The following is an 11,256-nucleotide window of genomic DNA, read 5'->3' on the forward strand; positions in this document are numbered from 1 at the left end:
GTGGGACCTTAGGTCGCAGTTGGATGAATTGCGTACAGGCCTTGTGGCCCCTAGGATTTCGCGGTCCATAGCAAATGTCCGGACCTCGGACAAGGCATTGCACATTGGACGCGCCGGGTGGACCATAAAACAAGCGCGTCCGTTTTAGGGAAGTTACCTAATGAAGACCTCGGATCTTGAACTGTCGGTAGCCCAGCGTTCCGGCGGTAAGGAGCATAAGTCTGGTGCAACAGGCCTGTTCGATTGGCTCCTCCCCAAGCCCAAGGCCAAGAAACAGAAGTTCAAGGCGGGTACGCCGCCCGTGGCTGCACCCGACGCGAAGACCAAGGTAAGCCAATCAGTCGCCGATGTGCTCGGCCTTCTGCGCGCCGATGGCGCGCGCCGCGTTGCCGTGCATAGCGATCAGGCCTTCTACGACGCCTTCCGCGGCGAATCGGATGGGCTTGAGACGATCTGGCTCTCGACCGACATCATCGGAGACCAACCCAAGGGGGCCAAGCCGGTCAACGCGGAGACGGTCAAGGATTGCGATGCGATCGTTACCGGCGGCACTGACGTCGGAACGAAGTTCCGCTACAGCCTGCGTCTGATCCATGCCCATGCACCGGCCACGCCGGTGCATTGGGTTGCGCAGAACTGGGAATTTTGCGCCGGCACGGCGGCCGTTCCGCTCGAAATCGAGGACGTGGACGCACTGGCCTTCAATCATTTCGAAGAATTCTTCGGCATCAAGGATCCGCTGCAGTTCCGCTTCGAGGTCATTGCGGAAGGCGAAACGCGCCGCTCCTATCTGGTGCTGGGGCCGAGCCAGTCGGTCAATCTCAACCTCAAATCCCTGATGCCGGACCGCAAGGGCGCGGTCTGCATGAAGGTTTTCGTGGCCCATCCGTTTCTGACTCGCGGTCGTCATTACCGCTTCCGTATATGCGGCGATGTGTTCTGGAAGGACAGCTTCACGATCATCCATGGCTCGCACCAGTTCTTCAAAAATCCAAATAAGGTACAGCCGTTCCGTCTGATCGACTCCGTCGTGCGCAACGGTGAAGTCATCATGACGGTGCCCAATTATGATCTCGATATGGGCGCCGATGACGAAGTGAAGATCGGCACAGGCTCCGCCAAATCGGCGATCAAGCGCTCGCGCACGCGGCCGGTTGAAGAGGTGCATTTCAAGCGCAACCCGGGACCGTCGAACGAGCGCAACTACTTCGCCGCGTCCTATGCAGGGTACGGCACATCGTTCTGGTATGCACTTGATCAGGGATTCTCGCCGCAACCCGGCAAGATCGCATCGATCGCGGCCAACCATCTGTGTCGCGTCGGGGTCGATAATCGTGATGACATTCTTTTCACGCCCGATGAGCGGCGCATCGTCGAAACAGCGATCAAATCCGGCTTCATGATTCATCCCTGCTGCCTGCCGGTGACACCGGCCAGCGATGCACTCTCGTTTGGCTTCAATTTCGACGCTTCCAATCCGCCCTTCGATGATTACTGGCTACGCTTCTACGACTCGCGCGGCGGCTTCGTGGGTGAGATGCGCTACCACAAGGATTTCATCGGCCCGGCCTATCTCGACGACGTCATGGCCGGCTGGTCCCATCCGCGCAAAAGCGAAGTCGTTATGGCGCTGGTGTGTCCGGACCACCTGAAGATCGGCCTTGCTCCGCAGCGCCTGGTGACGACGTCGGACATGGCGGTAAAGCACCGGGTGACGGGCGACCAGGATTTCACGGAGTTCCAATCTTCCTGGCGCAATGTCGGTGCCGATATTCCGACTCTGCCACATTGGCTGCACCCCTCGATCGGTATCATGGGGCGCACCAATCTGATTGGCCGGGTGCGCACGCGCGACTGGTTCCGCACCGGCGTGTTCGTCGCCAATGCCAGCGGCAATCTCAAATATGATATGCCGGCAAAGGTCGAGCTGGCGGCCATCAATCACGCTGGCGAGCGGCTCAGCTATTTCGTGACATTGCCGGCGTTTGGTGCGGACATCATTTGGCTGGATGACGTCTTGCCCACCTTGCGGCAGCATGTCGGGGAAAGTGGTATCGCGACTTTGCAGGTGAAATCGGCCGACGCCGATCTCACGGCGCACGTTCTCGGCACGTCACCCAAGGGTGCGGTCGGCTTGCAGCATCTCTGGGGGTATTGAGACAGCATGGGGAAATTGGGGGAGGGCATCCGGCGCGCCATCGCGCCGCTTTCCCTCAGGTTCTGGCCATCGCTCGAAAACCCCGCTTGGAATCTCGCCACCGTGGCCGAACGGGAGTTGGGGGCCTCGCTCAAAGTCACGGTCGATCCACGGCGTGTACGGCGTAAGTTGACGGCAAAGGCCGTCGCGCCGCTTAAGGATTGCTTTCTGGTGGAAGGCCTTGGGCGCTTGCCGTCTGACCTCCTGAAAGACCTTTATACTTATATGGATATGGCCGATATCGCCCGGTTCGAGAACGATTTCCCGCGCACGAGGCTCTATCAATGGCTTAAGGCGGCTTGGCAGGCCGGGCGGCCGGCGGAAGGGCGTGGCCAGATTTTCAACAGCGAGGCCGCGATCGAAGCCTATTGCCGAACTTACCTGGACCTATATCGCTCGCTGCAACGGGACGGCTACCGCTACTGCGGCGACGACGAAATTTGCCTCGGCCTGGCCGCCGATGGCGAAATCATCCATATTCGTCGCGGTACCCATCGAATGGCGGCAGCGCAAATACTTGAGTTGCCAAGCGTTTCGGCAAGGATTACCCATGTCGATAAGAGCTTCGCGCGCTCGGCCATAGGGTCCAGCGGCATGGACGTGCGGGCCGCGCTCATTAAGGCTATCGAAGTGGCGACGAGTTAGATTCGTGCGAGACGTATTCAGGATCTTTTTCAATACCGGCTGGCGACAGCAGATGCTCATACTGCTGGCACTGCTGGGTTCCGGCCTGGTGGAAATTGTCGGCATTGCAACGCTGTGGCCCGTGATTGGCCTCATCGGCGGGCAGCCCACAACCAAGTCGCATGCCATTGACGAATATGTGCGCTGGGCTCTCGACAAGCTGAACCTGCCGTTGACGATCGAAATCCTGCTATTGGTCGTGGTCGGCGCAGCGACGCTTTCCTTCGTGTTCGGGACTGCCGGATCCGTGTTCGTGGGGCGCACGGTTGCCAATTTCGGCATCAGCGTTCGACTGCAGCTGATCGACGCGTTAGTGCATGCGAAGTGGAGCTATTTCGTCGCGCAACCTGTTGCACGCTATACCGCAGCTATCAATTCGGATGCCGACCGAGCGGCAATCGCTTTCAAGTCCGCCAGCCTGTGTCTTGCCGGTTTGGTACAGACCTTGGTTCTGATGACAGCTGCGCTGTTCGTCTCTTGGCCGTTCTTCCTGGGCGCCGTTGCAGTTTCGGCCGTGCTTTGGCTTGGTGTCGGCCGCTACATGCGCATGGCCAAAAAAGCAGGTCGCGGTAAGTCCAAGCATAATTTGGCATTGCTGCACTCGGTGACCGATGCATTGACCAATGTAAAGGCTCTGAAGGCAATGAACCGTCATGGCTTCATTGGCCACACTTTTGCTGTGCACGTCGATCGCTTGCGTCGGGCGACCCAGGCGGAGACCTATAGCACGAGCGCCGTGCGCGCTATTCAGGAACCACTGTTCACGGTGCTCATACTGGCGGGACTCTATGTAGGGCATGCCATGCTCGGCATGGATCTGCGCGTCATGTTGGGTTCGACATTGTTGTTGAAGCGGATCGCCGATTCCATCGGGACGGTGCGCTCCAACTATCAGCGCGTCATTCTGGAGCGCCCATCCTTTTGGCAGTTGCAGCATCTGCTCCAGGAAGTGCGCGACAATCGCGAAGTGCTCGCGACGGGCAAGTTGCCGCCACTGCCGGCTACCATTGAACTAGACAAAGTCGGTTTCTCTTATCCCGGCAAGCGCGTGATGAGTGATGCCACAATCGATCTTCCCGCAGGAGACTTGACCACAGTCATCGGTCCATCAGGGGCCGGCAAGACAACCATTGCCGATCTAGTTGCAGGCCTTCACAAATCTTCCGAGGGAACCATCAGGATCGGGGGCATACCCATCGATGAACTCGATTTGGCCGGTTGGCGCCGTCAGCTCGGTTACATTCCGCAAGACAGCATCCTCTTCAACGATACAATCATCAACAACGTCACTTTGGGTGACCCGAGCATATCGCAAGGCCAAGTTGAGGCAGCCCTAAAAGCGGCCGATGCTTGGAGCTTTGTCTCCAAGCTGCCAGAGCAAATGGAGTTTATGATTGGTGTTCGGGGCAGCCTGCTGTCAGGTGGCCAGCGCCAGCGTCTCGCTATCGCCCGGGCCTTGATCGGTGATCCGAAGCTATTGATTCTTGATGAAGCGACCAGCGCCTTGGACAAGAAGACCGCGCGTGAAATCAGCCGTGCGGCACGGGCGTTAACCGGGAGCCGCACAATCCTGGCAATTACGCACCAGGCCCTTTGGGTGGATGCGGCCGATCGTGTCTACGAGATACGCGATGGAAAGGTAACGATGGCGCCTGTAGCGGGGACAGCCGAGCCGGCCTGAGTCGATATCATCTCTGCCGGCTGGTTGGTATGCTGGCCTGCCTGATCGTCGAAGACACTACCCTGGTCAATTCTATAGACCCGGTCCGCCAGTTCAACCCAAGCGGGTTGATGGGTAATTGCAAGCACAGTCAGCTTGCCGCGCTGCCGACCTACCGCCGCGCAGATCTCAGCCTCGGTCTCTGGATCGAGCGCGCTCGTGGCTTCATCCAGAATGAGGAGGGTTGGCTCTGTCACAAGTGCCCGCGCCAAGGCAATGCGCTGCCGCTGACCGCCCGAGAGTAGTACCCCGCGATCCCCTACGATGGTGAACAGGCCGTTCGGCAACTCGGCAACAAAGCGCATGGCCCCGGCCGTTTCCAGCGCGCGGATTGCCGCTGCTTCGCTGATGGTTGGGTCGCCCAGGGTGACGTTGGCAAGAATTGTATCATTGAACAGGAGGATCTCCTGCGGCACGTAGCCGACCTGGCTCCGCCACCGGCCGATGTCAATGTCATGCATCGGAACGCCGTCCAAGGTGATGCGCCCCTGTTCTGGTTCAAAGAGGCCGAGGATCAGATCAGCAATGGTCGTCTTGCCAGAGCCGGACTCTCCGACCAGCGTCGTGATCGACCCGGGTACGAGTTCAATCGAGACGTTGCGAAGCACCGGTGCGCGACCATAGGAAAAAGTCACGTTCTCCAGCCGGCACGCCACCTTGAGGCTTGGTTCCGCACGGCCACGGAAGGACTCGGCGGCCGCTTCCGTCTCCCGCAGCGTATCCATGAACGACCAGTATCCGACCTCGGCATGCGCGGATTCGCGAGTCGCTCGGTTTACTTTCGCGACGGAGCGGGTCAGGCCCAAAATAAGAAGCCCCGAAACGAGGATACTCGACAGGTCGAGGTGTAAGACGCTGACCGAGAAATAGGCAACTCCTGCCAGCATAATAATGATCAACAGGTCCGGCATCTGGCCTGCCAGCTGCTCCAAAAGCACCAATTCACGTAGCGATTGGCGGAGCGACTTCGTTTCGTGGCGTAGTTCCTGGATGAGCGCTTCGTGCCGATGCATGGCTTTCATCGGCTTGAAACTGACGACCACGTCGTTGAGATCTGTCACGATCGTTCTGCTCGTCATGAGCATGCGACGCCCGAATGTACGGGAACGGCGGATGAGGACGCGCATCGCAACGCCAACGACAACCGCAATTGCCGAGCCAACAAGAGCTACCCGCCAATCGACAAGGAAAACAATCGCCGCGAAGATTACGGCCTGGATGGACGCAATAATGAGGTTGAGAGAAGTCCGGTAGATCGCCGAACCCCAATTGGCTTCCGTAGTAATTGCGCCGGCAAATCGGCCGATCGGATTTACCGTATAATAGGACCAACGCGCCGCCAGCATGGCGTCAACCATCCGTGAGCGCATCTCGGTCGCGATTTCGGCGACTAGAAACCCGACATAGCGACTGACATTGAGCGATATGATCGCTTTAAGAATGGCAAAAGCGCCGAGGAGAAGGATGAAAGCGCCCAAGGTCGGCGAAATATGAAGCATGTCGAACGCCATCAAGATGAAGCGCTCTAGCTTGTTTGGCTTCTCGGTGGAGTCCCCCGAAACGATCGTGAGGATCGGAAACAGGCTGGCAACTGAAAGCCCTTCGAGCAAGCTGGCCGCCATGACGCCGATCATCACCGGAACTTGCCGCCATAGCCCATGCTTCCGAATCACGCCAAATGCGTTAGTCAAAGCGGAGGGAGTCTGCTTCGAATCCAGGGTATTCGTAAGTTCGCGGTCTGAACCGGCCAAGGGCGATGCCTTTAGAAAGACAAATCGGCCCGGCAAGGCCGATGGTTTCGTTTTGATATCACTCGGGCCGGGGAAGTCAATCACGGCCCGGCCCCACCACCGATTATCCCCTGGATTTTGCGGCAATTCGGCGCATTTTCAAGCGGTTCGGTTGCTCCTATGAGTTCGGACGATTATCATTCGCCGCAAAGGGGCAGGTGGGTGCCCATTGACCCGCATGAGGGGGCAATTCGTGCAGAACAAACTGTTCATACAATCGAACGACGAACAATATCTGGGTGCCCTGGTCGCTGGCTACGCGGCAAAGCGGAATAGCCGTCAGCCGGACGCGTTCGGCGTCGAGATCATGCATTTCAAGGACTATCCTTGGTTGAGCGCCCGGGTCGGTCAGAAATTTCTGCGCGGATTGGAGAATCGGGTCTGGACCGATGCGGATCTGCAATCCTTCACCCCGGTACGCTTCACCCCACCGAAGGCGATGGGTTATCAAGGGCGGGCAGTGGTGATCGATCCCGATTGCTTTGCCGTCGGCGATATCATGGAACTGTTCAACCGCGACATGAAGGGCGCAGGCGTCATGTGCTGTATGCGCCCGGCTCTCAAGGAGATGCCACCTTACCGCGCCTCCAGTGTCATGCTGCTGGAGAACGCCAAGCTGACACACTGGGATGCCGAACAGACCTTCGGCGAGTTGTTTGAGTTCAAGAAGGACTATCTGAAATGGATCAAACTCGAATACGAGGCTGATTCGAATGTCGGCATACTTGAGCCCGAATGGAACGACTTTGATCATTTGACGCCGGCCACCAAGATCCTGCACACGACCTACCGGCGGACGCAGCCATGGAAGACAGGCCTGCCGATCGACTTTTCAATCCGCGAAAAACCAAAGAAGTCGCTGGCCGGCAATCTGGTGAAGGCGCTTAAGAAGGGCATTGGCGTATCCCGACCCCGGGCGGTAAAGGACGGCTACTATCAGCCACATCCCGACCCCAATCAGGAGCGGTTGTTCTTCAGTTTGCTGACCGAAATGCTGGACAAAGGCATTGTCGACGTGGCGATGGTGGAACGGGAAATGGCGCTGAACCACGTTCGTCACGATGCCCTGGACCTTTGCCGCAAATTGGCTGCTTAGGCTGCGGCGACCGAACGTCGCTGCGGCGGGTTGTCAAATTGTAATCTGGCAATGATGTCAGCCAAAGTGCGACGGTTCCGATGAAATTTCCCTGGCGGCGATAAGACCGCGGCGGGGGCAGGAGTGGAGATAGAGTCGATGTTGGCAGCCATGGTTGAACAACGCGCACCTCACATGCTCGAAGGCGTTCGTCCCGAAGAGGTCGTTACCGAGCCCTACGCACATTATGCGCGCCCAAATGCCGTGCCTGCCGACGTGTATCGGCAACTGGAAGCCGACTTTCCCAGCCTTGAAACGATCCTCAACGGTCGTACTGAGCCCGGCAGCAATATTGCTGTCCGATTGACCGTGAAGCAGGTATTGGGCGACCGGCGCATTTCTCCGCTGTGGCGCGAGTTCTTTGAATACCATACGTCAGGTGACTATTGGCGCGACGTGACCCGCCTTTTCGGCGACCAGCTGCGTAGCGAGTTCCCGGATCTTGAAGCCAAGATCGGCCGGCGCTTTGAAGACTGGCGTGTCATGCCCCGCGGTTTCTCCGGCGAAGCGGATATTCGGCTGGACTGTCAATTCGTCATGAACACACCCGTTCGTCAGGTGACGAGCGTGAAGACGCCGCATGTCGACCTGTGCGACAAGATTTTCTCGGCCTTGTTCTATTTCCGCGATCCGCGCGACAATGTCAGTGGCGGCGATTTTGACATTTATCGTTGGCGTCGCGAGCCGCGCTTCATCAAGCATCGCTCGATGGATCGTGATGTCGAGTTGGTGAAGACGCTCAAGTATGCTGCCAATTCCTATGCCTGCTTCGTCAATTCTGCGAAGGCAATCCATGGCGTCAGCCCGCGTGGCATCACGGACATTCCCCGGCGGTATATTAACTTCATTGCCGAATTGCCGTTCAAGGCTTTCGAGCCCAAGCAACTCAATCGCCTGCAGCAGATCTGGTACTCGAAGGATGTGAGTGCCGCCGTGCAGGATGACAAATACTGACGACCGATCACCCAGGCTGAATCAACTGCGCCGCCCATTCTGGGCGGCGCTTTTCTTTTCAGTCGACCTGCTTGAGGGCGGCAGCGACGTCCGTCGGGCGCCGATCCTTGAGATGCGCGCGGTCCACCACCAGAATCCAGAATGTGCGCCCGCCGTGATAGGCCGCGGTCAGGATCTGCCAGGCAACGATCAGATAAAATGCCTCAAGGGCATAGCCCAGCGCATAGCCGACAATGAACATCGGCAATGTGATGTTCCGCCGGGCGATGAATGTCCGCATGCGACCGTCGAGCTTCGAATGCGTATGGAAGGCGCGCTGAAAGAAGGTCGGATAGACCTTGAGGATCAGCCGATCGACAACGTAGAAAGCCATGATCAGGATGGTCGCCAAGCCCAGCGTCGACCCCCAGCCCAAGGTTGCCAAGCCCAATCCATAGGCCCAGGAGAGGTACCAGAAAGGCGGGTGCACCATGTCCAGCCCATGGTCTAGGAAGTTGCCCAAGCGGGAGTCAGTGAAGGTGAGGCGCGCAAGCTTGCCGTCGACCGAATCCAGGACGCTCATGCCGTAGGCCATGGCAAAGCCTGTCCAGAACGACCAGGTTTCGCCGATCGCCCAGATCGGAATGGCCCCCAGGGCCAGGATGATGCTGAAGATCGTGACGGCGTTGGGGTGCACCCGCGCGCGCGCCAAGGGGCCGACGGAGATCCAGACCAAGGGAGGATAGACGTAACGGGTGAAGAAGTCGGTGGAACCCTTGTAGTTCGACCAGAACATGAATTTCTCGACCTTTGCCGCTTTGTCGGCCGATTCAACACGGAACATGTAGTAGGGGATGGTTCGCCGCAGCTTGCGAATGAAGCCGTTGAATTCGCCTTGGCCGTAAGCTCGGACGGTCCCAGCGGCGAGCAGTTTGACGGCGAGAGCCGGCAGGTCGGCAGCATCAATCGTTGCGTTGTTGAGGCGACCCGGTTCGAGGCGGACGATGGCGGCGCGCTCTTCATCCTTGGGCGCCAACACGGCAACCGAGTCAGCAAGGCCCGTCAGCGAGGCATGAAGGCGTGCGTCCGGCAGCGTCGTGCCGTCCAGCAGCATGACCGGCATATCCCCGGACTCGGTCAGGAAACGTTCAAGGCGCGCAGCAAAATCGCCGGACTCCTGACGCCACTCGATCGGGAATGCGTCGTTGAGGCTGGGATCGATTTTCGGCTTTTGTCCGTCAGAACCGAGGTCGACCACGACGCGTGCCGGGCGGGGCAGGGAGCGCTTCAACGCCTGCAAGTGCCGTTCGACCAGGGTCAGGCCAAAAATCTTCGGAGCCCGTCCACATTGGACGGCATCGATCCAAACCAGCATTTATCGGGATTCCCAGGGAAATTTCATGCGCGCGTCATATCATGCGGCTTGCACCGGCCTCAAGCTTTGGCTCGAGGCAGATAAAGCAATAAAAGCCTATTGCATTGATAGTCTATCGGCCCAAAGCGCATTTATCCGTCGCAGGACCTCCTCCCGCTCCCTGCCAAGCTGGGCAAAGGCCGCTGTGACCTTTTCGCCCTCGGTGGGGCCTGACCCGGACAAGGGTTGGGCTATACCCATGCCGATCAGCCGGTTCTCCAACTGGTCGATGTCCCGCCGCGGACGGGCCTTTCCGCGCCTGGTCCAGAAATCATAGAGCTTATCGAGCGGGTCAGCCGGCAAATCGGCGTCCTGGCGCGCCTTGCGCCGCAGCCGCCAATTGCGCGACAGGGCGGATTTGAGCCCCGGCTTCACCTTGGGCGGGATCTTCGGCAGGTGGAACAGGTGGATCGGCTTTTGTCTTGTCGCCGCCTCGGCCACCATCGAAGCACTATCGACGGAAATGACGAAACTGTCGGCCAGCGCCAACATGGCCAAATAGGGATTGTCGCTATCGCGGGCGAAGGGGAAGAAGAGATGCCCTGACGGGCCCAGGCCCTGCAAGCCGCTGCTAAGAGCCTCACTAACCTCGACCGGTGTTCGCGGCGACGTCGTGACAAGCAGACTTGCGCCGGCTTTGGCCCGGAAGGCCAGCAATTCGGCCAGCATTCGCTCGGCTTCAGCCGGGCCGAAAGCCAATTGCGGGGTCGGCCCGCCAACCATGACCGCTGTCCAAGGGCGGGGAACCTGCGCAAAGCGGTCGTGCCAGCTGCCTGCGGCCCGGCCCAGGGCCTCGGCATCGACCGAAACAAAGGGAAGGGTGATTTCAATCACATTCTCGGCTTCGGGCAGATTGTATTGAGGGGTGGTGACGACGAGGTCAAACAACTCAAGCTCCACCCGAGGGCGCCCCAGATGCACATGAAGGATCGGCGACGGCGACTGCGCGCGGATCCAGCGTGCGATCGGCACGGAACGGCGGCCGATGGCAATAAGCACGTCGGGCCATGGTCCGGCCAAAGGGGTACTGGCGGCGAGGTCAACCCCTGTCAGGCTGGCGCCGCGATCCTTGAAGTCGATCGTGCAGCTATCGTCATAGCGGATCTGCTTCACCGTGCAGGGCCAGCCGAGGGCCCGGCCCAAGGCGAGTACCTGAGCGTTGTCGCCGGCGCGCTCGCCGAGGATCAGCCAGGTCGTCGGCAGCTTGTTGGTGGCAGGAGTGTTCATGGTCGGCGGACCTTAGCAACCGAATCGGACAGCGCCAAGGCAGCGAAAAAAATCGCGGCAAAGTGGTATCGCGCCCAAATCCTGTCGCAATCATCGGGTATCAAATCAGTCCGTCGGCGCTATAATTGGCGACCATGGATTTGCGGGAAGGGCAAA

Annotated in this window: 8 protein-coding genes; 5 read left to right on the forward strand and 3 right to left on the reverse strand. The window is 59.0% G+C overall.

Features of this window, described 5'->3' with window-relative positions:
- The first annotated feature begins 160 nt into the window (after positions 1 to 160).
- The 3 genes from ACE3OA_RS17965 (at position 161) to ACE3OA_RS17975 (ending at position 4,562) form a co-directional block, all read left to right on the forward strand.
- On the forward strand, positions 161 to 2,158 hold the full coding sequence (locus ACE3OA_RS17965; protein ID WP_374313279.1) for a hypothetical protein: 1,998 nt from the start codon (positions 161 to 163) through the stop codon (positions 2,156 to 2,158).
- Between the two features lie 102 nt (positions 2,159 to 2,260).
- Positions 2,261 to 2,842, forward strand: a complete 582-nt coding sequence (locus ACE3OA_RS17970; protein WP_374313281.1) for a hypothetical protein — start codon at positions 2,261 to 2,263, stop codon at positions 2,840 to 2,842.
- A 4-nt stretch (positions 2,843 to 2,846) separates the two neighbouring features.
- Complete coding sequence (locus ACE3OA_RS17975) at positions 2,847 to 4,562, forward strand: ABC transporter ATP-binding protein (RefSeq protein ID WP_374313283.1); 1,716 nt, start codon at positions 2,847 to 2,849, stop codon at positions 4,560 to 4,562.
- On the opposite strand, the gene ACE3OA_RS17980 is transcribed toward ACE3OA_RS17975, so the two are convergent.
- Entirely contained in the window at positions 4,499 to 6,436 is a 1,938-nt protein-coding gene (locus ACE3OA_RS17980) for an ABC transporter ATP-binding protein (protein ID WP_374313285.1), read from the reverse strand. The two genes, ACE3OA_RS17975 and ACE3OA_RS17980, sit on opposite strands and share 64 nt — an antisense overlap.
- 148 nt (positions 6,437 to 6,584) lie before the next feature.
- Here ACE3OA_RS17980 and ACE3OA_RS17985 point away from each other — a divergent pair, with 148 nt between their 5' ends.
- Both ACE3OA_RS17985 and ACE3OA_RS17990 read left to right on the forward strand, forming a co-directional pair.
- Positions 6,585 to 7,487 (forward strand): hypothetical protein, encoded by a 903-nt coding sequence (locus ACE3OA_RS17985; RefSeq protein ID WP_374313287.1) that lies wholly within the window; start codon positions 6,585 to 6,587, stop codon positions 7,485 to 7,487.
- A 138-nt stretch (positions 7,488 to 7,625) separates the two neighbouring features.
- Complete coding sequence (locus tag ACE3OA_RS17990) at positions 7,626 to 8,480, forward strand: hypothetical protein (RefSeq protein ID WP_374313289.1); 855 nt, start codon at positions 7,626 to 7,628, stop codon at positions 8,478 to 8,480.
- A 58-nt stretch (positions 8,481 to 8,538) separates the two neighbouring features.
- Here the strand turns inward: ACE3OA_RS17990 and ACE3OA_RS17995 are convergent, their stop codons facing one another.
- Positions 8,539 to 9,834 (reverse strand): CDP-alcohol phosphatidyltransferase family protein, encoded by a 1,296-nt coding sequence (locus tag ACE3OA_RS17995; RefSeq protein ID WP_374313291.1) that lies wholly within the window; start codon positions 9,832 to 9,834, stop codon positions 8,539 to 8,541.
- Positions 9,835 to 9,930: 96 nt separating this feature from the next.
- Complete coding sequence (locus tag ACE3OA_RS18000; protein ID WP_374313293.1) at positions 9,931 to 11,100, reverse strand: mitochondrial fission ELM1 family protein; 1,170 nt, start codon at positions 11,098 to 11,100, stop codon at positions 9,931 to 9,933.
- Positions 11,101 to 11,256 lie beyond the last annotated feature (156 nt).

The sequence above is a fragment of the Dongia sp. genome, from assembly GCF_041906375.1.
Taxonomy (GTDB): domain Bacteria; phylum Pseudomonadota; class Alphaproteobacteria; order Dongiales; family Dongiaceae; genus Dongia.

What these genes read in the sequence shown, in the direction of transcription:
- ACE3OA_RS17965 (WP_374313279.1), top strand. Translation starts at nt 161, where the DNA reads ATGAAGACCTCGGATCTTGAACTGTCGGTAGCCCAGCGTTCCGGCGGT.
- ACE3OA_RS17990 (WP_374313289.1), top strand. Translation starts at nt 7,626, where the DNA reads ATGTTGGCAGCCATGGTTGAACAACGCGCACCTCACATGCTCGAAGGC.
- ACE3OA_RS17995 (WP_374313291.1), bottom strand. Translation starts at nt 9,834, where the DNA reads ATGCTGGTTTGGATCGATGCCGTCCAATGTGGACGGGCTCCGAAGATT.
- ACE3OA_RS18000 (WP_374313293.1), bottom strand. Translation starts at nt 11,100, where the DNA reads ATGAACACTCCTGCCACCAACAAGCTGCCGACGACCTGGCTGATCCTC.